Annotated in this window: 21 protein-coding genes; 3 read left to right on the top strand and 18 right to left on the bottom strand. The window is 64.9% G+C overall.

The window, feature by feature from the left end:
* Positions 1–92 precede the first annotated feature (92 nt).
* The 4 genes from blaOXA to JQ604_RS15610 form a co-directional block, all read right to left on the bottom strand.
* Positions 93–950, bottom strand: coding sequence for a class D beta-lactamase (gene blaOXA, locus JQ604_RS15625; protein WP_249158278.1), 858 nt, complete (start codon positions 948–950; stop codon positions 93–95).
* Positions 951–1151: 201 nt separating this feature from the next.
* Positions 1152–1415 (bottom strand): EscU/YscU/HrcU family type III secretion system export apparatus switch protein, encoded by a 264-nt coding sequence (locus JQ604_RS15620; RefSeq protein WP_212358284.1) that lies wholly within the window; start codon positions 1413–1415, stop codon positions 1152–1154.
* Complete coding sequence (locus tag JQ604_RS15615) at positions 1412–3028, bottom strand: flagellar hook-length control protein FliK (RefSeq protein ID WP_212358283.1); 1617 nt, start codon at positions 3026–3028, stop codon at positions 1412–1414. The genes JQ604_RS15620 and JQ604_RS15615 overlap by 4 nt, the downstream gene beginning before the upstream one ends.
* Positions 3029–3124: 96 nt before the next feature.
* The gene (locus JQ604_RS15610; protein ID WP_212358282.1) at positions 3125–3898 is read right to left on the bottom strand and encodes an ATP12 family chaperone protein; all 774 of its coding nucleotides are present in this window, start codon (positions 3896–3898) and stop codon (positions 3125–3127) included.
* Positions 3899–3968: 70 nt separating this feature from the next.
* Here JQ604_RS15610 and JQ604_RS15605 point away from each other — a divergent pair, with 70 nt between their 5' ends.
* The gene (locus tag JQ604_RS15605) at positions 3969–4424 is read left to right on the top strand and encodes a hypothetical protein (protein ID WP_212358281.1); all 456 of its coding nucleotides are present in this window, start codon (positions 3969–3971) and stop codon (positions 4422–4424) included.
* 170 nt (positions 4425–4594) lie between these two features.
* Here the strand turns inward: JQ604_RS15605 and JQ604_RS15600 are convergent, their stop codons facing one another.
* From JQ604_RS15600 to JQ604_RS15575, 6 genes are all read right to left on the bottom strand, one after another.
* Complete coding sequence (locus JQ604_RS15600) at positions 4595–5845, bottom strand: RluA family pseudouridine synthase (protein ID WP_212358280.1); 1251 nt, start codon at positions 5843–5845, stop codon at positions 4595–4597.
* Between the two features lie 83 nt (positions 5846–5928).
* A complete protein-coding gene (locus tag JQ604_RS15595) occupies positions 5929–6219 on the bottom strand; it encodes a helix-turn-helix domain-containing protein (RefSeq protein WP_212358279.1) in 291 nt (96 codons plus the stop codon).
* Positions 6219–6557: a type II toxin-antitoxin system RelE/ParE family toxin gene (locus tag JQ604_RS15590; RefSeq protein ID WP_212358350.1), complete on the bottom strand. Its 339-nt coding sequence runs from the start codon at positions 6555–6557 to the stop codon at positions 6219–6221. The genes JQ604_RS15595 and JQ604_RS15590 overlap by 1 nt, the downstream gene beginning before the upstream one ends.
* Positions 6558–6619: 62 nt before the next feature.
* Positions 6620–7954 (bottom strand): replication-associated recombination protein A, encoded by a 1335-nt coding sequence (locus tag JQ604_RS15585; RefSeq protein ID WP_212358278.1) that lies wholly within the window; start codon positions 7952–7954, stop codon positions 6620–6622.
* Complete coding sequence (locus tag JQ604_RS15580; RefSeq protein WP_212358277.1) at positions 7951–9360, bottom strand: DegQ family serine endoprotease; 1410 nt, start codon at positions 9358–9360, stop codon at positions 7951–7953. The genes JQ604_RS15585 and JQ604_RS15580 overlap by 4 nt, the downstream gene beginning before the upstream one ends.
* Positions 9361–9572: 212 nt before the next feature.
* Complete coding sequence (locus tag JQ604_RS15575; RefSeq protein ID WP_212358276.1) at positions 9573–9953, bottom strand: winged helix-turn-helix transcriptional regulator; 381 nt, start codon at positions 9951–9953, stop codon at positions 9573–9575.
* A gap of 132 nt (positions 9954–10085) precedes the next feature.
* Between JQ604_RS15575 and JQ604_RS15570 the strand changes: the two genes are divergently transcribed.
* A complete protein-coding gene (locus JQ604_RS15570; RefSeq protein WP_212358275.1) occupies positions 10086–11099 on the top strand; it encodes a zinc-binding alcohol dehydrogenase family protein in 1014 nt (337 codons plus the stop codon).
* Between the two features lie 109 nt (positions 11100–11208).
* Complete coding sequence (locus tag JQ604_RS15565; RefSeq protein WP_249158276.1) at positions 11209–12180, top strand: Bug family tripartite tricarboxylate transporter substrate binding protein; 972 nt, start codon at positions 11209–11211, stop codon at positions 12178–12180.
* 172 nt (positions 12181–12352) lie between these two features.
* Here JQ604_RS15565 and JQ604_RS15560 read toward each other — a convergent pair whose 3' ends face one another.
* The 8 genes from JQ604_RS15560 to rpsM form a co-directional block, all read right to left on the bottom strand.
* Entirely contained in the window at positions 12353–13681 is a 1329-nt protein-coding gene (locus tag JQ604_RS15560; protein ID WP_212358348.1) for a chloride channel protein, read from the bottom strand.
* A 54-nt stretch (positions 13682–13735) separates the two neighbouring features.
* A complete protein-coding gene (locus JQ604_RS15555) occupies positions 13736–14032 on the bottom strand; it encodes a DUF1330 domain-containing protein (RefSeq protein WP_212358274.1) in 297 nt (98 codons plus the stop codon).
* 8 nt (positions 14033–14040) lie between these two features.
* A complete protein-coding gene (locus tag JQ604_RS15550) occupies positions 14041–14829 on the bottom strand; it encodes an SDR family NAD(P)-dependent oxidoreductase (RefSeq protein WP_212358273.1) in 789 nt (262 codons plus the stop codon).
* A gap of 225 nt (positions 14830–15054) precedes the next feature.
* Positions 15055–15891 carry a c-type cytochrome gene (locus tag JQ604_RS15545; protein ID WP_212358272.1) on the bottom strand — a complete coding sequence of 279 codons (837 nt, stop codon included), beginning with the start codon at positions 15889–15891 and terminating at the stop codon, positions 15055–15057.
* 123 nt (positions 15892–16014) lie between these two features.
* A complete protein-coding gene (gene rplQ, locus JQ604_RS15540; protein WP_212358271.1) occupies positions 16015–16431 on the bottom strand; it encodes a 50S ribosomal protein L17 in 417 nt (138 codons plus the stop codon).
* Between the two features lie 114 nt (positions 16432–16545).
* Positions 16546–17577: a DNA-directed RNA polymerase subunit alpha gene (locus tag JQ604_RS15535; RefSeq protein WP_212358270.1), complete on the bottom strand. Its 1032-nt coding sequence runs from the start codon at positions 17575–17577 to the stop codon at positions 16546–16548.
* 120 nt (positions 17578–17697) lie between these two features.
* The gene (rpsK, locus tag JQ604_RS15530; RefSeq protein ID WP_006021048.1) at positions 17698–18087 is read right to left on the bottom strand and encodes a 30S ribosomal protein S11; all 390 of its coding nucleotides are present in this window, start codon (positions 18085–18087) and stop codon (positions 17698–17700) included.
* Between the two features lie 126 nt (positions 18088–18213).
* On the bottom strand, positions 18214–18582 hold the full coding sequence (gene rpsM / locus JQ604_RS15525) for a 30S ribosomal protein S13 (protein WP_212358269.1): 369 nt from the start codon (positions 18580–18582) through the stop codon (positions 18214–18216).
* Positions 18583–18728: the final 146 nt, after the last annotated feature.

Genomic DNA, 18728 nt, shown 5'->3' with positions numbered 1-18728 from the left:
ACCCAGTATTCCAGAGACGGTGTTGTTTAACCGATAAGCCGCGGCGTACTGGGTCCCCCGCATTCGCGGGGGACGACACTCCATGTGTGTCGTCACATCGCGACGATATCCGTCAGACACTGCTGCGTCACGCTCATGCGCGCGGCGATCTGCTCTGGCGTCTTGCAATCCATGTTCATCGCGAACACCGTGACCGCTGAGCCCTTCTCGACCCAGCCGACCAGCCAGCCGAGCGAGCCCTGCTCGCGGCCGGTCAGGCCGCTCTTGGCGCGGATGGTGGCGTCGCCGACCTTGGTCACCGGAAGGATGTCGCGCACCAGCTCCTGGCTGCGCTTACCGACCGGCAGCACGCCGCGGCGCAGGCGGTCGACGAAATCGATCTGCTCGATCGGATCGATGCGTAGCTTGCCGGAGAGCCAGAACTGATCGATGCCGCCGCCGATGTCGCGGTTGCCATAGTCGAGCTTGTCGACGTACTCCTGCATCCGCGCCTCGCCGATCCGCCGCGCGATCTCCTGATAGACCGGCACCGCGGAGACCGCGATCGCCGAGCGCAAGGTGTGATCCTTGTTCCAGGCCTCGATCGGACGCGTCACGCCATCCCATTTGAACACGTCCTTGTCGGGATCCTTGACGACACCGGTCTCCAGCGCGATCAGCGAGTTCGGAATCTTGAACGTCGAAGCCGGCAATTTGCCCTCGCCCGAGCGCTTCTTGTCGCTCGCGACGATCAGGTAATCGTCGATCTTGTAGGCGACGAAGGTGCCCTCGGTGCCGAGATCGAAGAACCGCTTTTGCAGATCGTCGCGAAATTCGCTGCGCTGGCTGGAGACATTGGCGAAGCTGCGGGATGGCAGGATGCTCGCGGCGGCAAACAGACCGAGCGCATGACGGCGATGGATCACGACGGAACCTGGACCAATTGAGGGACGCAACGATGGTGATGCCATCTTGGTAAAACGATGGCAATGAGGATTAGCCTCGTTGTGTCTTTAGCCCCTCATGGTGAGGAGGCGCGAAGCGCCGTCTCTGGACGATGCTTCGCATTGCCAGGCGAACCACGAGGCCCGGCTGGTGGCCTCGTCCTTCGAGACGCTTGCTTCGCATGCTCCTCAGGATGAAGGGATAAAGCTAACTATGACGCAGCAGGATCAGCGCACCCGTCCCGACAGCCGCAGCACGAAGATCAAGACCTCCGCGACGGCCTTGTAGAGCTCTTCCGGAATCTCGTCGCCGATCTCGACATTGGAGAGCGCGCCGGCCAGCACCTCGTTCTCCTCGATCGGGATGTCGTTGGCCTTTGCGATCTCGATGATCTTGGCACCGATCGTGCCCTTGCCCTTGGCGACCACGCGCGGTGCGCCGGTGCGGTCGTAATGCAGGGCGACTGCAAGCTGGGTCTTGGTGTCGCTCATAGCGCACGGTCCAGGAAATGCCCGGCGCGCGCCGGGATCGCTTGCGGCGGCGTGCCGTCGCGGATCACGATGTCGCCGGGATTGAGCTCGGCCTGCGCCAGCTGCTGGCTCAGCTCGGCGGCGCCGGCACGCAGTTGGGCTGCGGTCGACGGCCGTTCCGCCCACATCCGAACCGAGGTGCGGTCGCCGACCAGCGAGATCAGCGCATGCACCGGACCGGTCGGCTCGACGTCGAGCGAGAAGCGCGCCTTCCACACGCGCTTGCCCGCTTCGGCCGCCTCGCCGCCGCCATCCCTGGAGACCTCGAACTGCGCGATCGCCGTGCCCTGCGGGGTCAGGAACGGGATCTCGAAATTCCAGCGCGGCGTGGTGATATCGATCCGCTGCGCCGTCGCGTCGACGCGATCGGGGAGCGAGGCGACCTGCAGCAGCGTCTGCCGCGCGATCGCGGCATCGGTGTTTTCAAGGAGATGATGCGTGGTGGCCGCCAGCGGCGCATCCGGCGCGATCGATGGCGCGGCGATCGGCTGCGCGGTCGGCAGCGCGCCGCGGAATGGCGGTGGCGGCGTGTTGGTGTGGACGGTATCCCCGAGCGGCACCGCGCGCGGCGCGGCCGGCTGAAGTCGCGTTGCGGCCGTGGTGCCGAGCTCCTGCAGCGCCTCCTGCAGCAGATTGAGCGCGCCGCCGGAGGACGGGCCGGAGTCGAGCGCTTCGGCCAACGCATTCGCGATCGTGCTGCTCGCGACACCGACATCATCGGCAACCGGCACACGCGCCTGCGGCAGCAGGATTTCCTGCAGGTCGGCCTCGGGCGCCGGCGCCAAGGTTATGGCGGCGGTGGTCGCAGCCGCGCGCGGCAAAGCGGCGTCCTGCGCGACGGGCGCGGCAGGCGCCTGCCCTGCTTCCGTCGCGCCGAGCGACGACAGCGTCTGCTTCAGCACGATCAGCGCGGCCTTGAGATCAGGCAGCACGCCGCTTGATGACGGCACCGTGCCCGTGGCGAGCGAGGCCTCCAGAAACAGGCCGGATTTCTGAAACGCGGCCTTGATGTCGCCGCCGTCGAGTTGGGGGTCGAGGCTGGTCTGCTGGGCCAGCACCTGCGCGATCGCAGCCTGCAATTTCGGCGGCAGGTTCGGAGAGGTCGCGAGCGCGTTGAGATTGGCGAACAATGGCGCCTGGCTGTCCTGGATCGTCGCCGCACCCTGGGCGGCCGCCGTCACCACGACGCGCTCCAGCGGCGTCAGCACGGCCTTCTGCACCGGCGCGGCCGGCTGTGCGCTCAGGGGCGCATCGACCTGGGCTTTCGGCGACAGCGTGATCGCATCCGGCGAGACGCCGCCGGCATCCGCGCCCTGCCCGACCAGTTGCAGCCGCGTGCTGCCGTCCTGACCCTGCGACACGGCCAACTGCAGTTGCTGCCCGGCCTGCAGCGGTACCTCGGTCTGCACGTCGATGGAGAGGCTCTGGATCGCGATCCGCACCAGGTCGGCCGACAGAACTTGAAGGACCTGCGCATTGACCACGCTGCCCTGCTGCAGCACGAGCTCGGGCGCGATGCTGGCAGCCTCCTGGGAGGCAAGCACCGGCAGCACAGGGTGGATGGAAATCGCCATATCGGAGGTCTCGGCCTGGGCGAGACGCTAGCCCAACGCCGTAAACCTCTCGTTAACCGAAGCGCAGAGAGTGGCCGGTTTCGGCCCCCCGGCCGGCTATTTGAGGATGGCGAGGATGCCGGCTGCGGCCTTGTAGTCGACCAGCCGGGCCGCCCGGCGGGCCACGACCTCCTCGTCGGCGCCCCATTTCTCGATGTTCCAGTCCTCGTCGACATGGGCGGCGGTCCAGATCGCGTCCTCGTCGCGCACGCCATGCGCCAGCGCCAGCGCCAGCAGCGCCGAGCCCGTGATCGTCGTCACCACGTGCAAGGCTGCGACCGACCAGGCATCGGCCGGAAACGCCGCCCGCGCTGCGGTGATCGCGGGCTCGGGCTGGGCGACATGCACGATGCCCTCGGCGAGGATGAAATGCGCACCGAGCTCCTCGGCGGCCCAGCGCAGGATCGGGTCCCAGTGCCGGCCCTCCCGCGCGACCAGCGTCTCGGGATGGCCGGCGCGGTAGAACAGCATGTCGGTGCCGAGATATTTGGCGGCGTCGTCGGCAACCTCATCGACGCGCGCGATCACGCCCTCGACGACGCTGTTGGCAAAGCGCGTCAGCGGCATGGTCAGGGGATCGATGCTCTCGCCCTGCGCACGCCATTCGGCTGCGATCATGTCGGCAATCGCGCGCGTCGGCGCGGTCACGCCCTTGCCGGTCGGCGTCTTGATCGGCCGGCCGTCGAGCGTGACGGCAAATCCGCCAGCGGCCTCGGCCACGCCGACGTCGGTATAGAACCGCTTGCGCAGCGGCGCGCGGGTCTGGCGCCGCACCGCTTCCTGCGGGTCGAGCGGGGATTGTCCCGCGGCTTCTTCGAAGAGTTCGCGCATTGCGCCTGATAGCTTTCGTTCGATGAGACTTTTCGGCAAGATATGTCAGGGATGGCGGCAAATAAAGCAGATGCGACGTCTGAAATGCCTGACAGGTTCTGTGCTGCTCGCGGCCACCCTCGCCGCGACGCCGGCCGATGCCGGGTTCCGCTCGCCGGAATCGCTGGTCCGCAACGTCTATGCCCATTACGGCAAGGGCAGCGCCGAGCTGTCCGGCGGCCTGCCGCGCGACGCCGAGACCACGCGGCAGTTCTTCGATCCCAGCCTGCGCGCCGCCTGGAGCGCGCCGCACGACCAGCCCTATGATTTCCTGGTGCAGAGCCCGACCTGGCGGCTCGGCGCCATCTCGATCGCGATCCTGCGCAAGCAGTTCGACAGGACCTATGTCACGGTTACCTTCGACAATCAGGGCCGCGCCGTGGTGCTCAACTTCATCGTCGTCAACGGCCCCGAGGGCTGGGTCATCTCGGACGTCGAGAGCCCGCATGACTCGCTGCGGCTGTTCCTGGCGCAGTTCAAACGCTAAAGTGCGATGAGATTAGGTTGAATCGTCATCGTGCTTTAGCTCGTGTTTGAGCACGATCTTTTCGGAAAACCGCTTCACACCTTTCCGAACCGGCGACCAGCCAGTCCGACGCACCCCAACCGACCGGCATGACCCTGCTTTGATCGTTCCTGCTGTGGGAGCCGCGCTGATTATTCTTCCGGCGCATTCTCGATGGGATCGAAGCGGTCGTATTCGAGCCCGAGCAGATTCCAGGACTGCTGCATGTGCGGTGGCAGCGGCGCGGTGGCGTCGATCACGCCGCCGCGCGGATGCGGAATCACGATGCGGCGGGCGAGCAGATGCAGCCGGTTCTGCAGGCCGCCAGGCAGCTGCCAGTTCTCCTTGTTGAAATATTTGGGATCGCCGACGATGGCGTGATCGATATGCGCCATATGCGCGCGAAGCTGATGGGTTCGTCCCGTCACCGGCTTCAGCGACACCCAGGCGAGCTTTTGCGCCGAGGTCTCGACCACGGCATAGTAGGTCACGGCGTGGCTTGCGCCTTCATCACCATGCGCCGCGATCCGCATGATGGTGTCTTCCTCGTTCTCCTCCTTGGCAAGGTAGGTCGAGATCCGGCCCTGCTTCGGCTTCGGCACGCCGGCCACCAGCGCCCAGTAGATCTTTCGCGCCGAACGATGGCGGAAGGCGCCGGTCAGATGCGTCGCTGCAAAGCGCGTCTTGGCAATCAGCAGGCAGCCGGACGTCTCGCGATCAAGCCGATGCACCAGGCGCGGCTTCTGTCCCTTGGCGTCGCGCATCACCTCCAGCATCTGGTCGACATGGCGCGTCATGCCGGAGCCGCCCTGCACCGCAAGCCCCGCGGGCTTGTTCAGCACCATGACGTCGGCGTCCTCGAACAGCGTCATCTCCTTGAGCGCCTCAAGCGTCTTGGTCTGTGCGTCCGAGAGCACGCCGACCACCTTCGGCGCGTCGAGCTTGAGCGGCGGAATGCGCACGCTCTGGCCCTCCTCGAGGCGATCCTTCGAGTCGGCCCGCTTGCCGTTCACCCGCAGTTCGCCTTTGCGGACGATGCGCTGGATGTGGGAGAACGACAGCCCGGGAAACCGCGCCTCGAGGAAGCGGTCGACGCGCATGTTGTCCTCGTCGGCGGTCACGACCACGGTCTGCACCTTGGTCGGCAGCTGCGGCTCGGCCTTGGGCTTTTCCGGCTCGTCGCGGAACGCCGCCGGCTTCTCGCGCAATGGCTTGGAGAAGCGCTGCGGCTTGCCGCCAGCGAAATGCGCGGGCGCGCGATGCCGCTCGCCGCGCTCGCTCTCGGCCCCTCCGCCGCCCTTGCGATCGCGATCGCCGCGGCCGCCTTTGGGACGCTCACCCTTCGCACGATCTCCCTTGGCACGGTCGCCGGGCGACGTTGTTCTCTTGATGCGACGACTCATGAGGCTTTTCCAAGTTTGCGCTATGTCAGAAAGACTCGTCCGACGGACGAGATATTGGAGTTCGTCAAGGAGAGAAAGTATTACTACGTCAGTTCCACGCGTAGCGTGCGACCAACGGCGTTGGCCGCTCTACGGAGGGTCTCCAGTGTAACGGACGGAGTTGCGGGATCGAGCAATCGGTCGAGCTGGCGCCGGCTGGTCTTCATGCGCTCGGCCATCACGCTCTTGGTGATGCCTTGTGCCTTCATGGCTTCTGCCAGCTGCTCGGCGATGATTTCCTTGATGGCACGCTCCTCGCAGGCACCCAGCATTCGCTGTTCGGAGAGAAAGTCGTCAAATGTCTCTTCGCTGATACGCGCTTTTTTCTTTGCCATCACGTCACCTCTCGCTTCCGCTTAAGCGCCAACTCCAGATCCTGCTGCGGCGTCTTCTTGATGAATCCGTGCAAGAGGATCATCTGACCGTCAGCAATATAGAAGATCACCCGCGCAATCCGATTGCTGTCGAGATCGCTCCTGACTTCCCACAATCCGTGCCCAAGCGGCGCGCAAGACGGTCGACCGATCGGCCAACCGAATTCCACTTTCTGAATGTCCTTTCCGACCGTGCGACGGTCATCAGGGGGTAAATCCAGAATCCATTCGCGGACGGGATGACGCCCCGTCGGGCTGATGTAGAATCGTGCGGGCAGCTTTTTCGCGCGATCAATCATGCGCAATTTATGTGTCATTTTTGACACACGATTGCAATACCACCCTCAGCGTTTCGTCCGACCTACGCCCCGCCCCGCTCCTTCCGCAGCCTGTTCCAATAATCCAGCCGCTTCCGGATCTCCCGTTCAAACCCACGGTCCGGCGGATCATAAAACGTCTGCCGGCCGAGTGCCTCCGGGAAATAGTCCTGGCCGGAGAAGGCGTCGGGCATATCATGGTCGTATTGATAGCCGGAGCCGTATCCTTCCGACTTCATCAGTTTGGTCGGCGAATTCAGGATGTGCTTGGGCGGCAGCAGCGAGCCGCCCTGCTTGGCGGTCTGCATCGCCGCGCCGAAGGCGGTGTAGACCGCGTTCGATTTCGGCGCGGTCGCGAGATAGACCACCGCTTGCGCGATCGCGAGCTCGCCTTCGGGCGAGCCGAGGAAATCATAGGCGTCCTTGGCGGCATTGCAGACGGCCAGCGCCTGCGGATCGGCCAGGCCAATGTCCTCGACCGCCATCCGCACCACGCGCCGCGCCAGGAACAGCGGGTCCTCGCCGGCGTCGAACATGCGCGCCAGATAATACAGCGCAGCGTCAGGATCCGAGCCGCGGACCGATTTATGCAAGGCCGAGATCAGGTTGTAGTGACCGTCGGCCGACTTGTCGTAGATCGGCGCGCGGCGCTGCAGGATCTCCTGCAACTGCGCGGCATTGAACACCTCGCCCTTGCGCGCGGCGCGCCAGACCTCTTCGGCGAGCGTCAGCGAGGCGCGGCCGTCGCCGTCGGCCATCCGCACCAGCACGGCGCGCGCTTCCGCATCGAGCGGCAGTTTTCGGCCTTCAATCCTCTCGGCGTTCTCAAACAGCCTCTCGATCGCGACCGCATCGAGCGAATGAAACACCAGCACGCGGGCGCGCGACAGGAGCGCCGCGTTGAGCTCGAAGGACGGGTTCTCCGTGGTGGCGCCGACCAGCACCACGGTGCCGTCCTCCATCACGGGCAGGAAGGAATCCTGCTGCGCGCGATTGAAACGATGCACCTCGTCGACGAACAGCAGCGTGCCCTTGCCCATCTCGCGGCGGGCCCGCGCGGCGTCGAACACCTTCTTCAAGTCGGCGACGCCGGAGAACACCGCCGAGATCTGCTCGAACTGCAGCTCGGTGGCGTCGGCCAGCAGCCGTGCCACCGTGGTCTTGCCGGTGCCGGGCGGGCCCCAGAACACCAGCGAGCCCAGCGTCCGCGTCTCGAGCATGCGCGTCAGCGCGCCGTCGGGACCGAGGATGTGATCCTGGCCGACGACATCGGCGAGCACCCGCGGCCGCAGCCGGTCCGGCAGCGGACGCGGCGCGTCCTGCTCCATCCCCGCCGCGGCAAAGAGGTTCGCTGCGTCCTGCGGCTTCTTCGGACTCATCCGCCGAGCGTCACGTTGATCTGCTGGCCGCCGCGCACCACGGTGATGCGCCAGATCCGGGAGCCCGCCTTGGTCGCTCTGTCGAGATCACTGGTGCGCGCGATCTTCTGGTTGTTGACGGCGAGGATGATGTCGCCCTTCTGGAAGCCGACATTGGCTGCAGTGCCGTCACCGGCGAGATCGGTCACCACGACGCCCTCGGTGCCGGCATCGAGATGCAGCTCGTCGGCGAGCGCCGGCGAGATGTTGGCGACCCGGGCGCCCTGGAACGGCGAGCGCGCGGTCAGCACGATCTCGTCGCGATCATTGTCCGGCGCGGTCTCCAGCGGAACGGTCAGCTTCACGCTCTTGCCGCCGCGCTGCACGTCGATCTGCGCAGTGCCGCCGAGCGGGCGCGTGGCGAAGCGATAGTCGAAGGCGTTGGGATCATCGATGGCCTGGCCGTCGATCCCGACGATCAGGTCGGACAGCTTCAGCCCCGCCTTGGCCCCGGGGCTGTTCGGCGACACGTTGGCGACCAGCGCGCCGGTCGGCGTCTTCAACCCGAGCGTTTCGGCGATGTCGGGCGTCACCGCCTGCAGGCGCGCACCGAGCCACGGCCGCTTCACCGCCTTGCCACCACCCTTGGCGGAGGCGACGACGACACGGACCATGTTGGCAGGGATCGCAAAGCCGATGCCCTGCGAGCCGCCGGAGCGCGAATAGATCGCGGTGTTGATCCCCGCAAGCCGGCCGGTCATGTCGACCAGCGCGCCGCCGGAATTGCCGGGATTGATCGCGGCATCGGTCTGGATGAAGAACTGGTAGTCGGTGATGCCGACCTGGGTGCGCGCCAGTGCCGAGATGATGCCGTGCGTCACGGTCTGGCCGACGCCGAAGGGATTGCCGATCGCGAGCACGACGTCGCCGACCAGGAGCTCGTCGGAATTGGCGAAGTCGAGCGTCGGAAATTTCTCCTTGGTGTCCTTCAGGCGCAGCACCGCGAGATCGGTGCGGCTGTCCTTCAGCACGATCTCCGCCTCGAACTCACGCTTGTCGGACAGCGACACCTTGACCTGGTCGGCGCCTTCGATGACGTGGACGTTGGTGACGACGAGGCCGGAGGCATCGACCATCACGCCGGAGCCGAGCGAGCGCTGCATCTGCTCGGGCTGCTGGCCGGGCACGCCGAAGAAGCGGCGGAAGATCGGATCGTCCAGCAGCGGATTGCGGTTCTGCACCACCTTGGCGGCGTAGACATTGACGACCGCCGGCTGCACGCGCTGCACGATCGGCGCATAGGACAGCCGCAGTTCGGCCGCCGAGGACGGCACGCGCCGGTCCTGCGCCAGCGCAAGGCAAACGCTGCCGATGTGGATGAGCGTGCAGAGCACAGGAATTGCAGCAAGGCGGATCGATCGAAGCATTCTTACCTCTCGCGGAAAACGCCGGAATATAGGCGCGTTCGCACGGCAATTGAAGGGCGGTCCGGCCAATATATGGCGCCCAAAATGCCCCTCGCCGGCCGTCCTCACGTCCCGTTGAACCGGCCCGTCAAAGTTCTATGATGACCATCATGCCAGCACGCAGTTCGCGTTCTGAGTTTGACTACCTTTTCCATCGGGGAGAGGTGAAACGATTACGCTGCGCGCTTCGCCTTCTTCACCACCACTTCGGGCGCGGGCGCGCACGACAGCGACTGCTGATGGCTCTCGCCCCAGGCTTTCAAAATATCGATCACCGGCCGCAGGCTCTCGCCGAGCTCGGACAGCGTGTATTCGACCCGCGGCGGCACCTCGGCATAGACCTTACGGATCACGAGCCTGTCGTCCTCGAGCGCACGCAGCTGCTTGGTCAGCATGCGCTGGGTGATGCCGGGCATCCGCCGGCGCAGCTCGCCGAAGCGCTGGGTGCCGGCCTGCAGATGAAACAGGATCACGCCCTTCCATTTGCCGTCGATCAGATCGAGCGCCGCCTCGACCGCGCAGCCCGGCCGGCGGGCGAAATTCTTCCGCTTCACGATGATTTTCCCAGGATTTTTCCCATTAGTATCCAAACGGGGACTAGGTCCCTCTTTTTACAGTACTTGCCAATTCGGCGCCAGCGCGACAGTTAAGCGGCAGGCGATTGCCGCCACACATGGAGACCGGGCATGAAGGCCGTCGGATACAAACAGTCGCTGCCGATCGAGGCAGCCGACGCACTCGTCGATTTCGAAATTGCAAAGCCGGAGCCGAAGGGGCGCGACATCCGTGTCGCGGTGAAGGCGATCTCGGCCAATCCGGTCGACTACAAGGTCCGCAAGCGCGCCGCGCCGCCCGCAGGCGAGCACAAGATCCTCGGCTACGATGCGGCCGGCGTGGTCGACGCGGTCGGCCCCGACGTTTCGCTGTTCAAGCCGGGCGATGAAGTGTTCTACGCCGGCTCGATCCTGCGCCCCGGCACCAACTCCGAATTTCATCTGGTCGATGAGCGCATCGTCGGTGCCAAGCCGAAATCACTCTCGTTCGCGCAGGCCGCGGCGCTGCCGCTGACCTCGATCACCGCCTGGGAATTGCTGTTCGATCGGCTCGGCGCCGTTCCCGGCAAGAGCGTCGATCCGCGCACGCTGCTGATCACGGGCGGTGCCGGCGGGGTCGGCTCGATCCTGATTCAGCTGGCGCGACGCCTCACCGGCCTCACCGTGGTTGCGACCGCGACGCGGCCGGAATCGCAAAAATGGTGCCTCGATCTTGGCGCGCATGCGGTGATCGATCACGGCAAGCCGATGAACGAGCAGATCGAGAAACTGAAGCTGCCGCCGGTCGACCTCGTCGCCAGCCTCACCTACACCGAGCAGCACTACAAGGGCATCGCCGAGTTCATGGCGCCGCAGGGCAAGTTCGGACTGATCGACGATCCCGCTGAATTCACCATGAGCGTGTTCAAGGGCAAGGCCATTTCGGTGCACTGGGAATCGATGTTCACGCGCTCCTCGTTCCAGACGCCTGACATGATTGCGCAGCATCATCTGCTCAACGACGTCGCCGACCTCATCGACAAGGGCGTGCTGCGCACCACGCTGGACCAGACCTTTGGCACGATCAATGCTGCGAACCTGAAGCGCGCGCATGCGCTGCTGGAGAGCGGCAAGTCACGCGGCAAGATCGTGCTGGAAGGCTGGTAGCTTCGCGGCATCCGGTCGCTTTCAAACGACCAAACGTCTCTGTTAGGTTCCCCGGGCCGGTTGACCCCGCCTCGGGGAATTACAGGGACAGGATTGAATGAACATCTGGATGAAGAGAACGATCTCGGCGGCTGCCTGTGCGGCCGCCGGGTTGATGGGCTGCACCTCGCTCGCGCTTGCTGACGGCTATCCCGAGAAATCACTGCAACTGGTCGTGCCGTTTCCGCCGGGAGGCGCCTCCGACGTCGTGGCCCGCATCATCGGCGGCGAGCTCGAGAGCCGGCTCGGCAAGCCCGTGGTCATCATGAACCGCCCCGGCGGCGGCACCACGATCGCGGGCAAGGAAGTCGCACGCGCTGCGCCCGACGGCTATACCCTGTTCTTCAGCTCGAATTCGACCTTCACTCTGCCGGCGGCGGTGAAGGAGAGCGTGCCTTACGATGCGGCCAAGGATTTCGAGCCGATCGGACAAGTCGGCAAAATCACGCTGGTGCTCGTCACCTACAAGGACAACCCGGTCAAGGACCTTGCCGCGCTGATCGCCGAAGCCAGGGCAAATCCGGATAAATTGTCGCTCGCGTCCTTTGGCGTGGCGACCGTCTCGCACTTTGCGGGCGAGCTGTTCAAGTCGAGTGCGGGGATCAAGATGGTCCACCTGCCCTACAAGGGCAGCGCGCCGGCGATGAACGACCTGATCGGCAAGCACATCCAGTATCATGTCGACACCGTGATCGCCGCCAAGCCGCAGCTCGAGGCCGGCACCGTCCGCGTGCTCGCGGTCTTCTCCTCCAAGCGCACGCCGCTCCTGCCCGACGTGCCGACGCTGACAGAACTCGGCTATCCCATCGACTTCGCCTCCTGGGGCGCCGTGGTCACGCCGAAGGGGCTACCATCCGCCGTGCGCGACAGGCTGACGGCGACGCTGGAGGAGACCATCAACAATCCCGCCGTCATCGAGCGCTTCACCAAGGTCGGCTTCGAGCCTGGCTTCATGCGCTACAGCGACTGGACCGGTGCGATCACCAAGGAAACTGCTGACATGAAGGACGTCGCGCAGAAGGCGGGGATCAAGGAGGAGTAGTCGGCGTGACCAGCGCGAGGAGCGCCCTGCGCAAGGCGCTCCTCGTCATCCAGCAAGACACAGCTACTTCGCCTGCGCGGCCGCCCGAAGTGCCTTCGTTGCGTCAGAAAGACCTTCCCCGGCACGCCCTCGACAAACACCAGCCGCCGCTCCAGCGCGTCAGCGCGGATCGTCACCGCGACGCGGGCGAAGCTGCCGCCTCCGGCGGACGCGCCGCCCGCTCGACAAAACCCTTGGCGAGCGCGTGATAGATCCCCTCCTCGCAGATCATCCGCGAAACGAAATGGGCGATCAGCGCCGCGGCCATCAGCGGCACCACCATGGCATGATTGTCGGTCATCTCGGTGACGATCACGAAGGCCGTGATCGGCGCCTGCACGACGCCGGCGAAATAAGAGACCATGCCGAGCAGCAAGATCGCACCGATCGGCGCATCGTGGAAAAGCACTGCGACGTTGCTGCCCAGGCCGGCGCCGACGGCCAGCGACGGCGAAAAGATGCCGCCGGGTATGCCGCTGATCGCCGCAAACGCGGTCGCCAGCAGCTTGAGCACGCCGAAATCCTGCGGCAGCGGCGTGCCGTGATCAAGCGCTTCCTTCACCTGCGCATAGCCGGTGCCGTAGATCGTATCGCCGGAGATCAGACCGCAGATCGCAACCGCAAGCCCGCACGCCAGTGCAAACCACAAGGGATGCGCCTTGATCGCACGGCCGACGGGGTTGGGCAGGCCGCGCGCCATCGTGATCACGATACGGCTGAACACCCCCCCTGCAACGCCTCCGACCACGCCGCAAACGGGAACCGCCAGCCAATCGAGGCCGCGGGCCAGCGACATCGCGCTGCTGCCGAAATAGGTGTAGTTGCCCATCAGCGCCAGTGACGTCAGGCCGGCCGCGATGACCGCGGCGATGATCAGGCTGCTGGTGCGCGTCTCGAAGGCACGACTCATCTCCTCGATGCCGAACACGATTCCCGCCAGCGGCGTGTTGAAGGCCGCGGCGACACCGGCCGCCGCGCCGGCCAGGATCAATCCGGGCTGGCGGCGCGGCGAGACGCGCCCGAGCGCGAACATCACGGATGCGCCGACCTGAACGGTCGGCCCTTCCCGCCCGACGGAGCCGCCGCACAACAGGCCGAACAGAGTGAGGAGAATTTTCCCGACGGCAATGCGCAGGGACACGAGCCGTTCCCGCGCCGTCTGATCGTCAAGATGGCGCGCGGCGATGGCTTGCGGAATGCCGCTGCCCTGAGCTCCCGGAAACAGCCGCATGGTGAGGAACGCCGACAGCAGGAAGCCGAGCGGCGTCACCAGCAGCGCGGCGTAACGCCACTTTGCGAGCAGCAGCCTGAACGCCTCCTGGGCGAGGTCGGCGAGCAGCGCGAGCCCCACGGCCGCGGCGCCAACCACGATCCCACCCAGCAGGAAGATGGCCCGCCGTTGCCACCGCGCAGACGTGATCCTCAACCGCCGCCTGTTGCGGATAGACCGGACTATAACCATAACGCGGTCTATACCGATCACGCCGCGAATTGAAGCGGCCAGCGAGCAGATCAGCTAAGTTTGTTCCACACCCTCGACGAACACCAGCCGCCGCTCCAGCGCGTCTGCGCGGATCTTCAACGCCTCGGCGTATTCCGGCGAAGCATACCATTCCTTCAGCCGCGCCATGGTGGGGAATTCGACGATCACGATGGATTTGGGCGGCAAATTGCCTTCGGCGAGCTCGGCCTTGCCGCCGCGGACGAGATAGCGGCCGCCAAATTGCGCGATGGTCTTTGCGGCGAGCGTGCGATAGGCCTCGAAACCGTCGGGGTCACGCATCTCGACTTCGGAAATCACATAGGCTGTCATGTGCGTGCTCAAGCGATGGTGTTGACGATGCCGCCCTCGGCGCGCAAGGCCGCGCCGTTGGTCACTGATGCCTCCTTCGAGGCAACATAAACCACCATGTTGGCGATCTCCTCGACGCTGGCGAAGCGCTGGATCAGCGAGCTCGGGCGATGCTGCCTGACGAAATTGGCGGCGGCCTCATCGACCGACTGGCCGTTCTGCTTCGCAAGATCCCTCACGAAGGTCTCGACGCCTTCCGACATGGTCGGTCCCGGCAGCACGGAATTGACGGTGACGCCGGTGCCGCGGGTGAGCTGCGCCAGCCCGCGCGCGACCGAGAGCTGGGCGGTCTTGGTCATGCCGTAGTGAATCATCTCGACGGGAATGTTGAGCCCGGACTCCGAGGAGATGAAGACGATGCGGCCCCAATTGCGCTTGAGCATGCCCTTGAGATACGCGCGCGACAGCCGCACGCCGCTCATCACATTGACCTCGTAGAAGCGGCTCCAGTCCTCGTCGGGGATGTCGAAGAACTCCTTCGGCTCGAAGATGCCGGCGTTGTTGATGAGGATGTCGACCTCCGGCAGCGCTGATACCAGCGCCTTGCAGCCGGACGCGGTCGAGACGTCGGCGGCGATGCCGCGGATCTTGGCCCCCGTCCCTTCCAGCTTGCTCACGGCCGCATCGACCTTGTCCTGGCCGCGGCCATTGATCACGACGCTCGCCCCTGACTCGGCGAGGCCCTTGGCGATGGCGTGACCGATGCCGGCGGTCGAGCCGGTGACGAGCGCCGTCTTTCCGGACAGGTCGATGTTCATGTGTGATCTCCGTGGTTGCTGACAGAGATATCGTGCGCTGCACAAAGAGCTTCAACCGCCCTCACCGATGCGTGAGGCAAAAAGCGCGATGAGATTGGGTTGAATTCGTCATCGCGCTTTAGCTCTTTGTTTGAGCATGATCTCCGCGCAAACGCCTTCGGCGTTTGTCGCGAGGGAAAACCGCTTCACACTTTTCCGGATCATGCTCCAGGTTCCGCATGGCCGCTATTCGCGCGGCGGCAGCGTCCGGACGAAGGCGACGAGCGCGTCCAGATCCTGCGGGCTCATGGTCGCATAGCCCGCATACGCCATCGGCGGCTTCATCTTGTGGCCGTCGCGCGCGACGCCTTGCGTGATGGCGCGCTTGATCTCGTCGTCGCTCCACGCACCAATGCCGGACTGCGCATGCGAGGTGATGTTCGGAGACCTGGATTCGCCCCATGGCCCCTTGAAGGTGCGGCCGCCCTTGCCGCTCGCCTTGGCGAAGTCGTGCACGGCGGACGGGCCTTCCGGCGTGTGACATTCCAGGCAATGCGCGATGGTCAGGAGATAGCGGCCGCGCGCGAGCTTGTCGGCCAGCTCAGCCTCACTCGCCTGCTTGCCGGCATAGGTCGGCACCTCCGGCTTCAGCGCAATCCGGTATTCCGGCGCCGGCACCTCATGAGGCACGGCCGGCACCGAGCGCAGATAGGCCACCAGCGCGTCGAGATCGCGTGCGGTGAGCACGGTGTAGAACCCGGTCGGCATGATCGGCGCGACCTTTGTGCTATCGGGCCTGACGCCGCTGACCAGGAAGTGCTTGAGCTCGGCGTCGCTCCATTTGCCGATGCCGGTGTCCTTGTCCGGGGTGATGTTGGAGCCGGTGACCTTGAAGGCGGGCTCGTCGAAGGTCTGGCCGCCCGACAGCGCGCGCGACATATCGAAACCTTGCGGACCGCGCGGGGTGTGGCAGTTGTGGCAGACCATGACGCTACCCACGAGATAAGCGCCGCGCTCGACCAGCGTCTCGCTGGCCGCCGGCGACATCAGCAATGCGAGCGCGATCCCCAGCACAATCCTCATTGAAGCCTCCCGGGCAAAAATCGCATTTGAAAAAATGATCGTGCGCGGCATGAGAATTCGACGCGCCATACAAAAAAGCGGCGCCCAAAAGGCGCCGCTTTCGAAACTCTTATCCGCTGAGGCTTACGCCGCCTCGGCTTCCTTCTCCTGGACCGGACCGGAGTCCTGGCCCTTGGCGTCGACGTCGCGGTCGACGAACTCGATCACGGCCATCGCCGCGTTGTCGCCGTAGCGGAAGCCGGCCTTGATGATGCGGGTGTAGCCGCCCTGGCGGTCCTTGTAGCGGGTGGCCAGCGTGTCGAACAGCTTCTTGACCTGGTCGACGTCGCGCAGCTCCGAGATCGCCTGGCGGCGCAGGGCGAGACCGCCCTTCTTGCCGAGGGTGACGAGCTTCTCGACGATCGGACGCAGCTCCTTGGCCTTCGGCAGCGTGGTGACGATCTGCTCGTGCTTGATCAGGGCTGCCGCCATGTTGGCGAACATCGCACGCCGATGCTCGGCGGTGCGGTTGAGCTTCCGATGAACCTTGCCGTGACGCATTTCTGTATTCCTTACTTTGACTGCCGCGACGGTTCGTCGGACATGTTGCTCAGGTGGGCTACCTGCGTTCGCCCGTTAAAACATGACGGCCGGACAAGCCGGCCATCACGCAACTCAGTAGTGATCCTCGAAGCGCTTGGCGAGCTCGTCGATGTTCTCCGGCGGCCAGCCCGGCACTTCCATGCCGAGGTGCAGACCCATCTGGGCCAGCACTTCCTTGATCTCGTTCAGCGACTTGCGGCCGAAGTTCGGAGTGCGGAGCATTTCCGCTTCGCTCTTCTGCACGAGGTCGCCGATGTAGACGATGTTGTCGTTCTTCAGGCAGTTGGCCGAACGCACCGACAGCTCGAGCTCGTCGACCTTCTTGAGGAACGCCGGGTTGAAGGCGAGATCCGGGATGATCTCCTGCGCGACTTCCTTGCGCGGCTCTTCGAAGTTGACGAACACGTTGAGCTGATCCTGCAGGATGCGCGCGGCATAGGCCACCGCGTCATCCGGCGTGATCGCGCCGTTGGTCTCGATCGTCATGGTCAGCTTGTCGTAGTCGAGGATCTGGCCCTCGCGGGTGTTCTCGACCTTGTAGGAGACCTTGCGGACCGGCGAGAACAGGCTGTCGACCGGGATCAGGCCGATCGGCGCGTCCTCGGGACGGTTACGCTCGGCGGCGACATAGCCCTTGCCGGTGGTGACCGTGAACTCCATGCGTATCTCGGCGCCGTCGTCCAGCGTGCAGAGCTGCAGGTCGGGGTTCAGCACGGTGACGTCGCCGACGGTCTGGATGTCGCCGGCGGTGACGGCGCCCGGGCCCTGCTTCTTCACGACCATGCGCTTCGGGCCTTCGCCCTGCATCTTGATCGAGATGTCCTTGATGTTGAGCACGATGTCGGTGACGTCCTCACGGACGCCCGCGATCGAGGAGAACTCGTGCAGCACGCCGTCGATGTGCACCGACTGCACGGCGGCGCCCTGCAGCGAGGAGAGCAGAATGCGGCGCAGAGCGTTGCCGAGGGTCTGGCCGAAGCCGCGCTCGAGCGGCTCGGCGACGATGGTCGCGAAGCGCGAAGCGTCCGAACCCGGCGTCACCACCAGCTTGTTCGGTCGAATCAATTCCTGCCAATTTTTCTGGATCGTCACTGGTTCACCCATTTGCCGGCCATCCGGGCCGATCGATCGGCCCACACCGGCGTTGGAGATCGCGGAACTGTCCGCGCGGTCAAATTCCAAAAAACCATCGCGGACGGCCGGGCCGTCCGCGACTTCATCAGATCAAACGCGCCGGCGCTTGCGCGGACGGCAACCATTGTGCGGGATCGTGGTCACGTCGCGGATCGAGGTGACGGTGAAGCCCGCAGCCTGCAGCGCACGGAGCGCCGACTCACGGCCCGAACCGGGGCCGGCCACTTCAACTTCCAGCGTGCGCATGCCGTGTTCCTGCGCCTTCTTGGAAACATCTTCGGCTGCGACCTGCGCGGCATACGGGGTCGACTTGCGCGAGCCCTTGAAGCCCATCGTGCCTGCCGACGACCAGGCAATGGTGTTGCCCTGCGCGTCGGTGATGGTGATGGTGGTGTTGTTGAACGACGAATTCACGTGCGCGATGCCGGAGGCGATGTTCTTGCGTTCGCGACGGCGGACGCGGGTGGCTTCCTTGCCCATTTCAAACCTTTCCTGTGATCTCAAACGCCGCCGTAGTGCCAGCGGCTACACCTAAAAACGTGATTAGCGAATGGCGAGTAGCGAATAGTAACTATTCGCCACCCACTATTCGCTATTCGCGAAACTTTACTTCTTCTTGCCGGCGATCGCCTTGGCCGGACCCTTGCGCGTGCGCGCATTGGTGTGGGTGCGCTGGCCGCGCACCGGCAGGCCGCGGCGATGACGCAGGCCACGATAGCAGCCGAGGTCCATCAGCCGCTTGATGTTGATGCCGACCTCACGACGCAGGTCGCCCTCGACGAGATAGTCGCGGTCGATCACTTCGCGGATCTGCAGGACTTCCTGGTCGGAGAGCTGGCTGACGCGGCGCTCGACCGGAATCTTGACCTTCTCCAGGATGTCGGCCGCATTCTTCTGGCCGATGCCGTGGATGTACTGAAGCGCGATCAGCACGCGCTTGTTGGTGGGGATGTTCACGCCGGCAATACGGGCCACGGCCTTCTCTCCTGTTGCCGATCCTCTCGGAGGATGCGGGCTTAAGTTCTTGCTATCTCGGGCAGGTGTCCGCAAACGCGAACACGACGCCCTCCCCTCATGTCCTTGTGGGGCCCGGCATCGTCATAAAACTATCCGACTTGGAT

Origin of the sequence: Bradyrhizobium jicamae (assembly GCF_018130695.1) — a bacterium.
GTDB classification, from domain to species: Bacteria; Pseudomonadota; Alphaproteobacteria; order Rhizobiales; family Xanthobacteraceae; genus Bradyrhizobium; species Bradyrhizobium jicamae_B.
Note: the sequence above shows the minus strand (reverse complement) of the source record. Positions and strands in the feature narration are given on the sequence as shown.